At 72.5% G+C, this 14,276-nt stretch carries 15 protein-coding genes and 1 tRNA gene; 9 read left to right on the top strand and 7 right to left on the bottom strand.

Annotation, left to right across the window (positions count from 1 at the left end; translation table 11 throughout):
• Window positions 1-4: 4 nt before the first annotated feature.
• Window positions 5-1,513, bottom strand: coding sequence for a hypothetical protein (locus ABZ809_RS01665; RefSeq protein WP_357560385.1), 1,509 nt, complete (start codon window positions 1,511-1,513; stop codon window positions 5-7).
• Window positions 1,514-1,625: 112 nt separating this feature from the next.
• Here ABZ809_RS01665 and ABZ809_RS01660 point away from each other — a divergent pair, with 112 nt between their 5' ends.
• A complete protein-coding gene (locus ABZ809_RS01660; RefSeq protein ID WP_357560384.1) occupies window positions 1,626-2,306 on the top strand; it encodes a PASTA domain-containing protein in 681 nt (226 codons plus the stop codon).
• Window positions 2,307-2,568: 262 nt separating this feature from the next.
• Window positions 2,569-3,285: a PASTA domain-containing protein gene (locus ABZ809_RS01655; protein ID WP_357560383.1), complete on the top strand. Its 717-nt coding sequence runs from the start codon at window positions 2,569-2,571 to the stop codon at window positions 3,283-3,285.
• Between the two features lie 30 nt (window positions 3,286-3,315).
• Here ABZ809_RS01655 and ABZ809_RS01650 read toward each other — a convergent pair whose 3' ends face one another.
• Window positions 3,316-3,753 (bottom strand): hypothetical protein, encoded by a 438-nt coding sequence (locus tag ABZ809_RS01650; protein ID WP_357560382.1) that lies wholly within the window; start codon window positions 3,751-3,753, stop codon window positions 3,316-3,318.
• Window positions 3,754-3,852: 99 nt separating this feature from the next.
• The gene (locus ABZ809_RS01645; RefSeq protein WP_357560381.1) at window positions 3,853-4,140 is read right to left on the bottom strand and encodes a hypothetical protein; all 288 of its coding nucleotides are present in this window, start codon (window positions 4,138-4,140) and stop codon (window positions 3,853-3,855) included.
• Window positions 4,141-4,740: 600 nt separating this feature from the next.
• Here ABZ809_RS01645 and ABZ809_RS01640 point away from each other — a divergent pair.
• The 3 genes from ABZ809_RS01640 (at window position 4,741) to ABZ809_RS01630 (ending at window position 6,413) form a co-directional block, all read left to right on the top strand.
• Window positions 4,741-5,622, top strand: a complete 882-nt coding sequence (locus tag ABZ809_RS01640; protein WP_357560380.1) for a helix-turn-helix transcriptional regulator — start codon at window positions 4,741-4,743, stop codon at window positions 5,620-5,622.
• A complete protein-coding gene (locus ABZ809_RS01635; protein WP_357560379.1) occupies window positions 5,592-5,813 on the top strand; it encodes a DUF397 domain-containing protein in 222 nt (73 codons plus the stop codon). The genes ABZ809_RS01640 and ABZ809_RS01635 overlap by 31 nt, the downstream gene beginning before the upstream one ends.
• Window positions 5,814-6,008: 195 nt before the next feature.
• Window positions 6,009-6,413, top strand: a complete 405-nt coding sequence (locus ABZ809_RS01630; protein WP_357560378.1) for a hypothetical protein — start codon at window positions 6,009-6,011, stop codon at window positions 6,411-6,413.
• On the opposite strand, the gene ABZ809_RS01625 is transcribed toward ABZ809_RS01630, so the two are convergent.
• Window positions 6,381-6,980 carry a hypothetical protein gene (locus ABZ809_RS01625; RefSeq protein ID WP_357560377.1) on the bottom strand — a complete coding sequence of 200 codons (600 nt, stop codon included), beginning with the start codon at window positions 6,978-6,980 and terminating at the stop codon, window positions 6,381-6,383. The two genes, ABZ809_RS01630 and ABZ809_RS01625, sit on opposite strands and share 33 nt — an antisense overlap.
• 218 nt (window positions 6,981-7,198) lie before the next feature.
• On the opposite strand from ABZ809_RS01625, the gene ABZ809_RS01620 reads away from it, so the two are divergent.
• Window positions 7,199-9,061, top strand: coding sequence for a S8 family serine peptidase (locus tag ABZ809_RS01620; protein ID WP_357560376.1), 1,863 nt, complete (start codon window positions 7,199-7,201; stop codon window positions 9,059-9,061).
• Between the two features lie 71 nt (window positions 9,062-9,132).
• Here the strand turns inward: ABZ809_RS01620 and ABZ809_RS01615 are convergent, their stop codons facing one another.
• From ABZ809_RS01615 to ABZ809_RS01605, 3 genes are all read right to left on the bottom strand, one after another.
• Window positions 9,133-9,954 (bottom strand): WecB/TagA/CpsF family glycosyltransferase, encoded by an 822-nt coding sequence (locus tag ABZ809_RS01615; protein ID WP_357560375.1) that lies wholly within the window; start codon window positions 9,952-9,954, stop codon window positions 9,133-9,135.
• On the bottom strand, window positions 9,936-11,051 hold the full coding sequence (locus tag ABZ809_RS01610; protein WP_357560374.1) for an NAD-dependent epimerase/dehydratase family protein: 1,116 nt from the start codon (window positions 11,049-11,051) through the stop codon (window positions 9,936-9,938). The genes ABZ809_RS01615 and ABZ809_RS01610 overlap by 19 nt, the downstream gene beginning before the upstream one ends.
• Window positions 11,052-11,117: 66 nt before the next feature.
• Window positions 11,118-11,203 (bottom strand) — tRNA-Leu (locus tag ABZ809_RS01605).
• Between the two features lie 294 nt (window positions 11,204-11,497).
• Here ABZ809_RS01605 and ABZ809_RS01600 point away from each other — a divergent pair.
• Genes ABZ809_RS01600 through ABZ809_RS01590 form a run of 3 tightly spaced genes read left to right on the top strand, consistent with a single transcriptional unit; the run spans window position 11,498 to window position 14,211 of the window.
• Complete coding sequence (locus ABZ809_RS01600; RefSeq protein ID WP_357560373.1) at window positions 11,498-12,289, top strand: DUF3662 and FHA domain-containing protein; 792 nt, start codon at window positions 11,498-11,500, stop codon at window positions 12,287-12,289.
• 6 nt (window positions 12,290-12,295) lie between these two features.
• Entirely contained in the window at window positions 12,296-12,781 is a 486-nt protein-coding gene (locus ABZ809_RS01595) for an FHA domain-containing protein (RefSeq protein WP_357560372.1), read from the top strand.
• Window positions 12,778-14,211, top strand: coding sequence for a PP2C family serine/threonine-protein phosphatase (locus ABZ809_RS01590; RefSeq protein ID WP_357560371.1), 1,434 nt, complete (start codon window positions 12,778-12,780; stop codon window positions 14,209-14,211). The genes ABZ809_RS01595 and ABZ809_RS01590 overlap by 4 nt, the downstream gene beginning before the upstream one ends.
• The last annotated feature ends 65 nt before the right edge of the window (window positions 14,212-14,276 follow it).

The raw sequence follows: 14,276 nt of genomic DNA, 5'->3' as shown, positions 1-14,276 counted from the left end.
GCGCTCAGCCGGTGCGGCGGCCGGAACGGGGCCGGCGGGTGGTGGGCGACTTCGCCGCCGACTCTTCGCCGGTCGGCTCACCGGCCACCGCCTGACCGTCGCCGGCCATCGCCTCGCCGTCGCCACCCATCGCCTCGCCGTCGCGGGCCGGTGGAGCGGCCGGGGTGCCGGCACGCCTGCGGGTCGTGCCCACGGCCTTCGAGGCGGCGGCGGGCCCCTGTCCGCGGTCGGTGACGGGACCCGGGAACGCCTGCCCGCTTGTCGGGACGACGTCCCGGTCCGTCCCCGGGGAGTCGGTGTCGCCGTGGCCGGTCCGGGCGGCGTGCCTTCCGGACGCTGGTTCCCGGCCCTCCGCCAGGTCGGCGGGCTCGTCGGTGCGCTGCCGGGGCACTGTCACCGACCTGCGGGCCGCGGCCCGCCGGGCGGCCCGTTGGGCGAGGGCGACGAACAGGGCGGCGCCGCCGACCCCGATGATGACGGCGTACGGAGCGATCAGGTGTGCCGACACCTGCTCGGGGCTGATCGCGGTCAGCCTCGGCACCGCCAGGAAGTACGCGGTCGCGACGAGCAGCGGCCCGGCCGCGCCCGACACGGCAGCCCCGACCCGGTGGTCGGCGTGCCGCGCGTCGCGGCGGGCGGCGAGAACGCCGATCACCAGTGCGGAGCCGAGGGAGAGCAGCGCGCCGGGCCAGTAGAAGTAGTCCCGGATCCAGTACCGCCCGTCGTCGGGGCCGAGCTGCCAGATGCCGAGCTGCGCGCTGGTCAGCCCGCGCCCGGCCAGCACCCCGTCCACCACCGCGACCACGGCCAGCAGCCAGAGCCAGCCGACCGTGGCGATCACGTTGCTCGCGGCGGCTCGCGAGCGCAGCGCCCAGAGGGCGGCCAGCACCCCGACCAGCACGCCGATCGCCGCGTAGGTCGCCGCGACGTTGCGGGGCGAGCCGACGTCCGCCACCGCCGTCCGCGCCGGTACGGCCACCAGCAGCACGGTGACCAGCGCGCCCACCCCGGCGGCCACGGCGAGCGCGACGGAGCCGAGCACGCCGCCGGTCGGTCCACCCGTGGTCACACCGGCGGGACCGCCGGCCGTGCCTGCCCGGTCGACCGCCTGGCCGGCCCGGTCGACCACCGATTCGGCCCGGTCGACCGCCGTGTCGGCCGGGCCGACGGCTGCGGCGGCCGGGTCGACAGTCGTTTCGGCGGGGGCGACGGTAGCGCCGGCCGGGTCGACCGCCGCACCGGCGGGATCACCGGCCGGATCGGCGGCGGGGCCGGCGACCGGGGCGCGGTCGCGCAGCCGCTGCGCGCAGACCGCGCCGAAGACCGTCGAGGTGGCCGCGATCCAGGTACCCCAGATCAGGCCCGCCACCCAGGCGGTCGCACCGGCGGTCGCGTCCGCCGGTGCCCAGTTGATGATGCCCAGCCCGTAGCCGAAGCCCAGTTGGGCCGCGCCCGCGCCGGCAGCGACGCCGACAGCGGTCGCTGTCGATCCTCCCCAGCCCCGTCTGGCCATGCCGGGCAGCGTAACGTCCCATGGTCGGCGCGGCGAGTCGTGCGGGCCGCCCCGGTACGCCCGGGACGAAGCGGACGGGTACGGTCGCCGGTGATCGAGGCGGGGTGGGCGGATGACGGACGAATACCCGGACGAGGGCACCGGCACGTGGGACGACGCCGGGCCGAACCGGCCGAACATGCTGCTCAGAGGCGGGCTGGCCGTCGTGCTGCTGGCCGCCGTCGGCGCCACGGGCGGGTGGCTCCTGGCCGGTGAGGACGACACCCCCGTCCCGCCGTCCTCGGCGGCACTGGATTCGCCCACCGGCACCCCGAGCGTCGAGCGGTCGTCCGCGGCCAGGTCGACGCCGCCGGCGCCGCCGAAGGCCACGCCGAGCCGCCGCGCCGGGCTGACGGTGCCGGCGCTGATCGGCGAGGACTTCGAGGACGCCCGGGACGAGCTGCGCGAGCGGCGGCTGGGCTGGCGTCTCGTCTTCGGCAGCGGCACGGGGACGACCGTGGAACGCACCTCCCCGGCGGTCGGCACCGGGGTGGAGCCGGGAAACACCGTGACGCTCTACGTGAGCGGGCCGGCGCCGGCCGCGACCGTGCCGGACGTGGTGGGCGACAAGTGCGGCGACGCGGCGGACGACCTCGTCGACGAGGGCTTCTACCCGGACTACAAGGCGGGACGCAACGGCAGGGTCACCCGCCAGGATCCGGCCGGCGACAGCACGGGCCGGTGGAACGACCAGGTGTCGATCTGGTGCGGCGACGAGCCGGAGGGCGGCGGATCGGCCTCCCCGACGCCGTGACGGTGCGTCCGGCACGCTGATCCCGGCCGATGGCCCCCGGGACCGCTAGGTTGGCGGTCAGGGGACCGCGACGCCCCGCCCGGGCCCGGGAAAGGACGTGCCATGAGTGAGCGTCAGCGAGCGAATCATCGGCACAGCGCGGTGGTGCCTCAGGTCGGCACGCAGCGGAGCGGAGTGCCGGCATGAGTGAGCGTCAGCGAGCGAATCATCGGCACAGCGCGGTGGTGCCTCAGGTCGGCACGCAGCGGAGCGGAGTGCCGGCATGAGCGACGACCGCCAGGAACCGCCCGCCGGGGAAGACGACGACCGGACCCGCCCGCTGCCTCCGCCGGGCGCCGAGGATGCCACCCGGCCGATGCCCGTCGACCGCACCACCCCGATGGACCGTACGGCCGCCATGCCGCCGGAGGGGGCGGGCCCGGCGGCATGGTCCGGCCGGGCGGAGGTGCCCCCGCCCCGGCCCGCCGATCCCCGGGAGGCCGAGTGGTACGCCGAGGAACAGGGCACTCGACGCTGGTGGCTGCCGATCCTGTGGGGCGTGGTCGCGCTGCTGCTGCTCGGCCTGCTCGGCGGCGGGCTGTGGCTGGCCCTCCAGTCGGCGAACGACGAGCCGACCGGGCCGGAGCCGTCGCCGTCGGCGACCCGGCCGTCCCCGACCACCGCCGCACCGACGTCGGCCGCCCCCACGAGCGCGTCGCCCTCGGCGCCGCCGACCACCTCGGCCGCGCCTCAACTGGCGATGCCACCCGTGGTGAACCTGCCGCTGGAGACGGCGCAGGCGATCCTGGACGACGTCGGGCTGAGCCACCGGGTGGAGTACCAGACGTCCGACCGGCCCGCCGGCACGGTGCTCCGTACCGACCCGGAGGCCGGGGAACTGGTGCCCGACGGTGAGGAGGTCACGCTGGTGGTGGCCCGGGCCGCCACCCCGTCGACCGGCGAGGTCACGCCGTCGGTCGAGCCGACCGCCACCCGGTGAGCCGCTGACCCCGTGGGCCGGGGCGGTGCGTCACCACATGCGCCGTCTCGTCCCGACCAGGCCGAGGCCGGCCAGCGAGATGGCCAGCCCGAAGACGCCGGACCAGAAGAGGGAACGGCGTACGTCGTCCGGCGCGGGACGGGCGGCCTGGGCCGTGTCGTCCGGAGCCCCGGCGGCGGTCCCGGCGGCTGCCGGCGCCGGCCCGTCGGCGGCTTCGGGTACGCCCGATTCGTTCAGCGCATCGGGGTGGTCCGACCCGTTCCAGCTCTCGTCGGGCGGGTCCTCGTCCACCACGGTGATCTCCGGTGCCGGGACCGGGGCGGTCAGCCGCGTGGTGGACGAGAGGGCCGGGGCTCGGACCGCGACCACCAGGGCGGTGGCGGCGCCGAGCAGCACCAGGAGTCCGAAGGTGTAGGCGATACGGGAGCGGTGGTGCCGCCGCGCGGCGGACTGAAAGACCATGGCCATCCCAGGTTCGGGGTCCTGGACGCGCGGGGTGGAACGTGCCGGGGTGGGCGTACCTAATCCTATGGCGACGGCACGCCCACCGGCTGCCGATCGCGCAGGTCAGCTCACCCGGGCCGGGGTGCGGGCGGCGGGGCGGCGCGGCGCCCGCACGGTGTGCGGACGCGGCTCGGGAGCCGACCGCAGGAGGCACAGCCCCTCCCGCTGGACGAAGATCGTCCGCCGGTCGACCGCGTCCCCCGACGCGTTCAACTCGTAGCCGTCGAGCCAGACCCAGCCGTCGTATGTCGGCCAGTCGAGCACTCGGATGACCCGGAACATGATGGGCCTGAGGAACTGGACACTCGCCGCGCGAGTCACGTGCACTACGTCACCGGAGCGGGGCAGCACATGGGCTCCTGGGAAGGGTTGGCCGGCACGCGGGCCGGCGGGTGCGGGTCGGGGGACGTCGATGGCCCGGTGGCGGGTCGTGCCTCGTGGACCGGTGTTCGTGGCGGTGGTGGTCGGGCCGTACCCGCTGGTGGCGAGCCGTCACCCGACCAACACCCGGCTGCTCCGGGACCGCTCCCGCCGCCGCAGCCAACTGGCTTGCAGCGGCGGGGTCATCAACCCGGGGCAGGTCTGGTGGCCAATGGCCGGGCCACCGCGCCGGCCCACGTCCCGTGGGCCGTGGGATCACCACGGCGAGGGAGCGGACGGAGACGGTGAGTAACCCGTGCCATACGGACAGAGTGCATGAGCGACGTGCTGTATGCAAGTTGCACGTCGACTTTTGCCGATACGTGAGCGGCTCGCGCAAAGCGACGCTTGAAGGCGTTCACGTTCGCCCGGCACACTTAGGGTCGGTTTCGCCCGTCGCGGCCGGTCGATGACCGGCACCACCCCCGCCGCGAACGATTACCCGCCGTCCGACGGCCGTGCCCCTGGCGGGTGACGAGAGTGGCGCGCGGCGAGGCGGAGGTGACCGGGTGAGGCCTGTCGAGGTGACCCTTGAGTGAGCGGCGCAGCCCCACCATCCGCCGTCGTCGCCTCGGCGCCGAGCTGCGCCGGCAGCGGGAGGCGGCGGGAATCACCATCGAGGTGGTCGCCGAGCAGTTGGAGTGCTCGGCGTCGAAGGTGTCGCGGATCGAGACCGGGCACACCACGGCGACCCCGCGCGACGTGCGGGACATGCTGCGGATCTACGGCGTCGTGGGCGTCGAGAGCGACGAGCTGGTCCAGATCGCCCGGGAGGCGCGGCAGAAGGGCTGGTGGCACCCCTACAGCACCGTGCTGGTCGGCGCGTACGTCGGCCTGGAGGCCGCGGCCAGCTCGATCCGGGCGTACGAGCAGCAGGTGGTGCCCGGCCTGCTGGAGACCGAGGAGTACGCGGGCGCGATGATCCGGGCCGCCCGGCCCGACTTCACGCCCGAACAAGTACGGCAACGGGTGCGTGTCCGTTTGGGCCGTCAGTCGTTGTTGACGCAGGAAGATCCGGTCGATCTGTGGGTGGTGCTCGATGAGACGGTGGTGAGCCGTCCGGTGGGTGGGGACGCGGTGATGCGTGACCAGCTGAAACGGCTGATCGAGGTGGCGGAGCTGCCGAACGTGACGCTCCAGATCCTGCCTTTCGAGGTGGGGGCGCACGCCGGCATGGACGGCACCTTCACGATCCTCAGCTTCCCCGAGCCCGGTGATCCGGATGTCGTGTACGCGGAGAATGCCACGGGTGGGCTCTTCCTGGAGAAGAGTGACGAACTGCAGAAGTACAGCTTCATCTTCGATCACATCCGAGCGGCGGCCATTCGTCCAGAGGAGTCCATCGCGCATATCGCGAAACTGGTAGAGGAGCCGTTGTGGAAATGGCGACCAAGGGGTTCCCCCTGGACCTGACGCAGGCAGCGTGGTTCAAGAGCTCGAAGAGCGGGCCGAACTGTGACAACTGCGTGGAGGTGGCGTACGTGACGGGGGCGGTCGGCGTGCGGGACTCGAAGGACAAGTCGGGTCCGGCGCTGGTCTTCGCCCCGGGCGACTGGCATGCCTTCGTCGCCGGTGCCAGAAGTGGTGTGTTCGACCGGTACTGACGGGACTGTGACGTGACGGGTGCCCCCGTCCGGCGTGCGGCCGGGCGGGGGCATCGTCGCGCCCGCGTACGGGTCCGGCGTGAAGACGTCCGGCTGTCCCGTCGCCACATCGGGCCAGTGTCGTTGTACCCCTCGATACTGCGCGGGCGACAACCCGCCGCACGGATCGGCAACCGAGCGAGGCAGGCGAGACGGATGACGACGATCGGGTCAGACAACCTCACCAACGGGCCGGGCAAGCCGGAACGGTTCGGGGGCAAGTACCGGGGGGCACGCCGGGACACCGTCCTGACCGAGGTGGTGTCGACCGACTCCGAGATCGGGGGCCGGGACGTTCCCGCCGCTCCGGAGCAGGCCGGCCCGTCGCTCTCCCTGCCCTCGCTGGACCCCAACCCGCTGACCGAGCCGTCGTTCCCGCCCGGTGGCTGGGGGGTGGAGCCGAACGAATCGCTCGTCGACCACCCGCTGCTGCGCGGGCTGCTGATGGAGTTGCCGCCGAAGGGCAGCGTCCCGCCGCCCGGCTGGCTCGACCGATGGTTCGAGGCGACGCGGGCGATCCTGGAACTGCTATACGTGCAGGGGGCTGGCCGCTCGCGGTGACGCTGGCCGCGCCGGTGTCGCCCGCTCGACGAGCCGGCTGTGCCGCAGCGCGTGGCGTACGCCGATGGCGGCGACGCCCAGCACGCCCACGGTGATCGCGGCGCCGGTCGCGCCGGGCCCGAACGGCAGGCCCGGGCTGCTCGCCGTGACCACCGCCGGCAGGATCGTCAGGCCGGTGACCTGCACCGGGAGCCCGACCAGCGGGTGACCGGCAGCGGCCCGCAGGCCGTACGGCGCCGGGGTCCCTGGCGCGGAGGCGAGCGCTCCGGCACCCGCCCGCAGCCGACGCATCCGGCGTACGGTGCTGGCCGCGACCACGAGCGCGGGGGCGGCGGCGAGCCCGAGGCCGGCAGCCGCCCGGTCCGCCGCGGTCGCACCGGCGCTGGAGAGCCCGGCGACCAGCACGGCGGCCGTCAGGCCCAGGCCGGCCAGGGTCAGGGCGAGCACCCATCCGGTACGCCGGCGCAGGGCCCGTGCGTGGTCGAGCCGGGGCAGCCCGTCCGCGAGCCAGCCGGCGGCGAGCCAGACGGCGGCCAGCGGCAGCAGGACGGTGAGGTGACTCTCCATGACGGAGAGCCTTGCCCAATCTCGACGTCCGTGAATCCGGGCCGGTCCCGGGTTCGTCCCGCAACCGCCTCCCGTAGGGGTCATCTTCCCGGTGGTATGGGGAAGTCGACATGTTTAGATTTGCGTTTGCGCCACTCTACTCTCGGCTTGATCGGCATTCATCGATCCACTCGTCACGGCAGTCGGACGGTCGGATGCCGGTCGGAGGGAGGAGAAGGATGGGTCTTCCACGCAGGTCCGTACTCGTCGGGGTGGCCACGCTGGCGATGGTGGCCACCGCCACGCCCGCCATGGCCGCCGAGCCCACCGGCACGATCCGTGCCGCGGGCGGAGCCACCGCCGTGGCCGACAGCTACATCGTCGTCTTCAAGGACAGCTCGGTCGCCCGCGGCAGCGTCGGTGACACCGCGCAGCGACTGGTCGGCCGGCACGGCGGTGCGGTCGCCCGCACCTACGGCGCCGCCCTGCGCGGCTTCGAGGTCCGGGTCGACGCCAGGGCCGCCGCCCGCATCGCGGCGGACCCCGCCGTGGCGTACGTCGAGCAGAACCACACCGTCTCCATCTCCGGCACCCAGGCCAACCCGCCCTCGTGGGGCCTGGACCGGATCGACCAGCGGGCCCTGCCGCTGGACAGCTCCTACACGTACCCGAACACCGCGGGCAACGTGCACGCCTACATCATCGACACCGGCATCCGGTTCAGCCACAGCGACTTCGGCGGCCGGGCCACCTCCGGCTTCGACGCCGTCGACGGCGGCTCGGCCGACGACTGCAACGGCCACGGCACGCACGTCGCCGGCACCGTCGGCGGCTCGGCGTACGGGGTGGCCAAGGGCGTCCAACTGGTCGGCGTCCGGGTGCTGAACTGCCAGGGCAGCGGCACGAACGCCGGCGTCATCGGCGGCGTCGACTGGGTGACCGCCAACGCGGTCAAGCCGGCCGTGGCCAACATGAGCCTCGGCGGCGGCGCCAACGCCTCGCTCGACACGGCCGTCCGCAACTCCATCAACTCGGGCGTGAGCTACGGCCTGGCGGCCGGCAACGACTCCGGCGGCAACGCCTGCAACACGTCGCCCGCCCGGACCGCCGAGGGCATCACCGTCGGGTCGACGACCAACACGGACGCCCGGTCGTCGTTCTCCAACATCGGCACCTGCCTGGACATCTTCGCGCCCGGTTCGTCGATCACCTCGGCGTGGCACACCAACGACACCTCGACCAACACGATCAGCGGCACCTCGATGGCGACGCCGCACGTGGTCGGCGCGGCGGCCCTGGTGGCCAGCGCCAACCCGAGCTGGACGCCGCAGCAGGTCCGCGACTACCTGGTGAACAACGCCACCAACAACGCGGTCGGCAACCCGGGCACCGGCTCGCCCAACAAGCTGCTCTACGTCGTGAACGACGACACCCCGCCGCCGACCGACGACTTCGCCGTCTCGGTCTCGCCGACCTCAGGCTCGACCGCGCCGGGCGGCTCGGTGACCGCCACGGTCGCCACCGCCACGACCAACGGCTCCCCCCAGTCGGTGAACCTCGCGGCCAGCGGGCTCCCGTCCGGGGCGACCGCCTCGTTCAGCCCGTCCACCGTCACCTCGGGCGGCTCCTCGACGCTGACCATCAGCACCTCGGCGAGCACGCCGTCCGGCACCTACTCCGTGACCGTGACGGGTACCGGGGCCTCGGGCAGCAGGACCGCCACCTACTCGCTCACGGTGACCGGCACCGGTGGCGGCTGCTCCGGCAGCAACGGCACCGACGTGGCGATCCCGGACACGGGCGTCACGGTCAGCAGCTCGATCCCGATCTCGGGGTGCGCGCGCAACGCCTCGGCGGCCTCGACCGTCGCGGTGGACATCGTGCACACCTACCGCGGTGACGTCGTCATCGACCTGGTGGCCCCGGACGGCACGTCCTACCGCCTGAAGAACAGCAGCCTCTTTGACGGCGCGGACAACATCAACGCCACCTACACGGTGAACCTCTCCAGCGAGGCGGCGAACGGCACCTGGCAGCTGCGGGTGCGGGACGTCTACTCCGGTGACACCGGCCACCTCAACACCTGGACCCTGACCCTCTGACCTGAGTGCAAGGAAGGGCCCCTTCCTATCGCGTACGCGATAGGAAGGGGCCCTTCCTTGCACCTCTGGCGTCAGACCGCGAAGCTGGTGGGGCGCTCGGTGGCCGGGGCCGGCGGCTTCGCCTTCCACAGCCCCGTCTTCTGCCCGGCGAGCCGGGTCAGGTAGGCCGGGTTGAGGATCACGTAGCGCTTCCAGAGCCGCTTCGGCTCCAGGCCGAGCCGCCAGAACCACTCCAGGCCCGCCCGCTGCATCCACGGCGGGGGCTGGCGCAGCAGCCCGGCGTGGTAGTCGAAGGCCGCCCCGACCGCCATCAGCGGCATGTCCAGCAGCGGCCGCATGGCGTACGTGAAGACCTCCTGGCGCGGGCAGCCGAGCCCGACCAGCACGAGCCGGGCACCGCTGGCCCTGATCCGGTCGGCGATCTCGACATCCTCGCCCGGCTGCACCGCCCGGAACTTGGACGGCTCCACCCCGGCGATCTTGAGCGCCGGGAACATTCGCTCCAGCGCGGGGATCAGCCGGGCCAGGGTCTCGTCCGTCGAGCCGTACAGGTAGACCGGCAGGCCCTCGTCGGCGAACCGGGAGAGCACGTGCAGGGTCAGCGTGGGGCCGTAGACCCGGTCGTTCAGCCCGGCGCCGTGCAGCAGGTTGAGTGCCCAGCGCACCGGCTGGCCGTCGGGCGTGACCACCTCGAAGGAGTTCAGCCGTGCGTTGTGCGCCGGGTCGAGCACCCCGGTCATCACCCCGTGCACGGCGAGTGCCGTCAGCGCCAGCGGCCGGCGCTCCTGCGCGGCCGCCACCACCTGCTCGGTCGCCGTGGCGTAGTCGGTGGCGTCGACGAGGACGCCGAGGACGTTCCGCTTGCCCTTCGCGATCATGCGCCCGGCACCCATTTGTCGACGTTGGCCTCGTAGATCTCCCGCATGATCATGGGTACGTCGTACACCTGCTTCCAGTCGGGGTAGTCGGCCTGGAAGGCCTCGTTCGAGCCGATCCACCACTTGTGGTCGCCGATCCGGTTGGCCTCGACGTACTCGGTGACCATCTCCTGGCCGGTGATCTGCTCGGCCAGCGTGAACGCCTCGCGGTTGGAGGTGTTCGAGTGCCGCCCGCCGCCGAGGTTGTAGACCGCCGCCGAGCGCGGGTTGCGGAAGAACGCCTCGAACGCGGAGACCACGTCGGAGCTGTGGATGGCGTCCCGGACCTGCTTGCCCTGGTAGCCGAAGATCTTGTAGGTCCGACGCTCCATGTTGGCGCGCATCACGTAGCCGAGGAAGCCGTGCAGCTCCGTCGCGGAGTGGGCCGGGCCGGTCAGTGTCCCGCCCCGGAAGCAGGCCGTCCGCATGCCGAAGTAGCGGCCGTACTCCTGCACCATGACGTCGGCTGCCACCTTGGAGGCACCGAAGATCGAGTGCAGGCAGGCGTCGATGGACATGTCCTCACGGATGCCCTGCTCGTACGCGTGCCCCGGCTCGATCTCCCAGCGGGTCTCCAGCTCGACCAGCGGCAGGCTGTTCGGCCGGTCGCCGTAGACCTTGTTGGTGGAGCAGTGGATGACCGGCGCCTCGACGCAGTGCTCGCGCACGTTCTGCAGGACGTTCAGCGTGCCGGCGGCGTTCACGTCGAAGTCGGTGAACGGGTCGCGCACCGCCCAGTCGTGCGACGGCTGGGCGGCGGTGTGGATCACCACGGCGACGGCGGTGCCGTACTGCTCGAACAGCTTGCCCAGCGCGCCCCGGTCACGGATGTCGATGCTGTGGTGCGAGTACGCGGAGCCCAGCTCGTCTGTCAGCCGCCGCACGTTCCAGGCGGTCGACGCCTCCGCGCCGAAGAACTCCTGCCGCATGTCGTTGTCGATGCCGACGACGTCGAGACCGAGGCCGGCAAAGTGCCGGGCCGCCTCGGAGCCGATCAGCCCGCCCGATCCGGTCACGAATGCGACACTCACACGCCACTCCTGGTCCGTCGGAGGCAGAGACCATCGGAGCATAGCGTGACGTTCGGCACGCCCCGATACGGCGCAAGGGCCCCGCATCGCTGCGGAGCCCTTGCTTGTTGGTGGGGAAGGGGGGAGTTGAACCCCCACGCCCTTTCGGGCACACGGACCTGAACCGTGCGCGTCTGCCATTCCGCCACTTCCCCGTGGCTTGACCTCGGACACTGTAGTCTGTGTCGGTCTCGCTGTCTCCAGCGGGCCCGGAACATCCTACCCGATCCGTGATCATCGCGTCGATCTGCAAACCATCGATCTGAAAACCGTCGATCTGTAGATCGTTGCGTCGACCGGTTACCGTCCGTGAAGCACTAGGGTTTCGTGGAGCGGTTACCGTTCGTGGCGGACGAAAGAGTAGCACGGCAACATCGGCCCCTCCGAACGGGCCGCCGTCAAACGGCCGAGCGGCGTGTGAGCTGCGCGCGCGCCGGCCGGATACCATCATGTCCTCGGGACCCGAGGAGGAGCCGGTGAGCGTGCTGCAACGCTTCGAGAAGCGTCTGGAAGGCCTGGTCGAAGGGGCCTTCGCCAAGGTCTTCAAAGGGGTGGTCCACCCCGTGGAGATCCTCAACGCCATGCAGCGGGAGGCCGAGGCGCACAAGGCGATCCTGGCCGGTGGGCGCACGCTGGTGCCCAACCGCTACGTGATCGATCTCTCGCCCTACGACCACAGTCGTCTGGCGCCGTACGCCGCCGCGCTGGCGCAGGAGTTGGCCCAGTCGCAGGCGGAGTTCATCGGCGAGCAGGCCTGGACGGTCTACGGCGACGTGATCGTCGAGATCGAACGCGGTGAAGGGCTGGACACCGGCATGTTCCGGGTCACGGCCGAGGTCTACACCGGCGGGGAGGTCGCCCCGGTCTCGGCGCCTGGCGGCTACGACGCGGGCCCGCCCGCCTACCCCGGGTACGACCAGGGCGGCGGCTACGGGCCCCCGCCCGGCCACGGCGGCGGTCGCAACGTCCGGCTCGTCTCCGGCGACGGGCGCACCTACCCTCTCCAGATGGGCTCGACCGTGATCGGCCGCGGCGACCAGGCCAACCTGCGCCTGCCCGACGTCGGCATCTCCCGGCGGCACGCCCGGCTGGACTTCGACGGCGGCCAGGTCGTGCTGACCGACCTCGGGTCGACCAACGGCACCATGGTCAACGGCCAGCGGGTCTCCGCCGTCGCGCTCAACCCCGGAGACATGGTCCAGCTCGGCACCACGACGCTGACCTTCCGCGTGGACGGCTGACCCGCCTTGCCGGAACTCGTCATCACCGTCGCCCGGTTCGGGTTCCTCATCCTGCTGTGGATCTTCGTGTTCACGGTGGTCGGCGTGATCCGCCGGGACCTCTTCGCAGGCGCGCGGTCGAGCCGGCTGGTGGCCGCTCCCCGGGCGGTGGGCGCCTCGCTCGGGCAGGCGGCGAAACCGGCGAAGGCGAAGCGGGGCAGGGCGGCGCACCAGCTCGTGGTGACCGCCGGTCAACTGGCGGGGACCCGGATCACCCTCGGCGAAGCGCAGATCACCATCGGCAGGGCCGAGGATTCCACCCTCGTCATCACCGACGACTACGCCTCGGCACGGCACGCCCGGCTGGTGCCCCGCGACGGCCAGTGGTTCGTCGAGGATCTCGGCTCGACTAACGGCACATACCTGGAGCGCGATAAGGTCACCGGACCAACCCCCGTACCCCTCGGCGTGCCGATCCGGATCGGCCGCACTTCTCTCGAATTACGGCCATGACTCTGACCCTGCGCTATGCGGCCCACAGCGACCGCGGTCTGATCCGTGACGGTAACCAGGACTCCGTCTACGCCGGGCCGCGGCTTCTCGCCGTCGCCGACGGCATGGGCGGCATGGCCGCCGGTGACGTCGCCAGCAACATCGTCATCGGTGCCATGGCGCCGCTCGACGAGGACGTCCCGGGTGACGCCCTCGTCGACGCGTTGCGTTCGGCCGTGGGCACCGCCAACCAGCAGCTCCGCGACACCGTGGACGCCAACCCACAGCTGGAGGGGATGGGCACCACGCTCACCGCGACCCTCTTCTCCGGCAGCAAGCTGGGCATGGTCCACATCGGTGACTCGCGGGCCTATCTCCTGCGCAACGGTGAGTTCGCGCAGATCACCAAGGACGACACGTACGTCCAGATGCTCGTCGACGAGGGCCGGATCAGCGCCGAGGAGGCGAGCAGCCACCCGCAGCGGTCGCTGCTCACCCGGGCGCTCGACGGCCGCGACATCGACCCGGAGTACAGCGTCCGCCAGGTGCTCCCCGGGGACCGCTACCTGATCTGTAGCGACGGCCTCTCGGGCGTGGTCAGTGCCGACACCATCGCCGAGACCATGCGGGAGTACGCCGACCCGCAGCAGTGCGTCGAGCGGCTGGTGCAGCTCGCCCTGCGCGGCGGCGGGCCGGACAACATCACGGTGATCATCGCGGACGCCACCGACCAGGACATCGTCGAGGCGAGCCCGATCGTCGGCGGCGCCGCGGCCCGGGACCGGGGCATGGCGACCTCCGCCGACGTGTCCACGCCGGCCGCCCGCGCATCGGCCCTCGCCGCACCCCGGCCGCCCGTTCCGGAGGAGCCGGCGGCCGGTGCCGACGACGAGCCGGAGCGCCCGAAGCACCGGCCGGTGCGGGCCGCCGCGATGTCCCTGGCGTTGCTGGTCCTGGTCGGTGGGGGCGTCTTCGGCGGCTGGAGCTACACCCAGCGGCAGTACTACGTCGGCGCGACCGAGGACGGCCAGGTCGCCGTGTTCCGGGGCATCCAGGGCGAGATCGCGGGCATGGACCTCTCGACCGTGCACTCCACCAGCCCCGCCGACCTGGACGACCTGACCCTGGCCGCCCAGGAGCAGGTCAAGCAGGGCATCCCGGCCAAGAGCGAGCCGGACGCCGAGCGTCGACTGGCGGAGCTGACCAGCGACGACCCGACGAACCCGAATCTGAAGCCCGTCTGCACGCCGAGCCCGAGCCCGAGCGCCGACTCCGTCACCACCACGCCGACGCCGACCACCGGCTCGGCGTCGCCCGGCCCGACGGTTGACGCGAGCGCGAGCCCCAGCCGGCCGAGCACTCCCGCCGCGCCGACCACCACACCCGACGCCCCGCCCTCCGACACCGTCTCGCCGGCGCTCGAACCCGCCGCGTGCCGGTCGCCGGAGTAGGCGGCGGCTCGATCCGAGGACGATCCGTGACCGCAGCGGCCATTCCGGCAGCCTCGCCCGCCACC

Source organism: Micromonospora sp. NPDC047074 (assembly GCF_040643815.1).
Taxonomy (GTDB): Bacteria; Actinomycetota; Actinomycetes; order Mycobacteriales; family Micromonosporaceae; genus Micromonospora.
The sequence above is the reverse complement of the archived record's forward strand: the minus strand, read 5'-3'. Positions and strand labels throughout refer to the sequence as shown.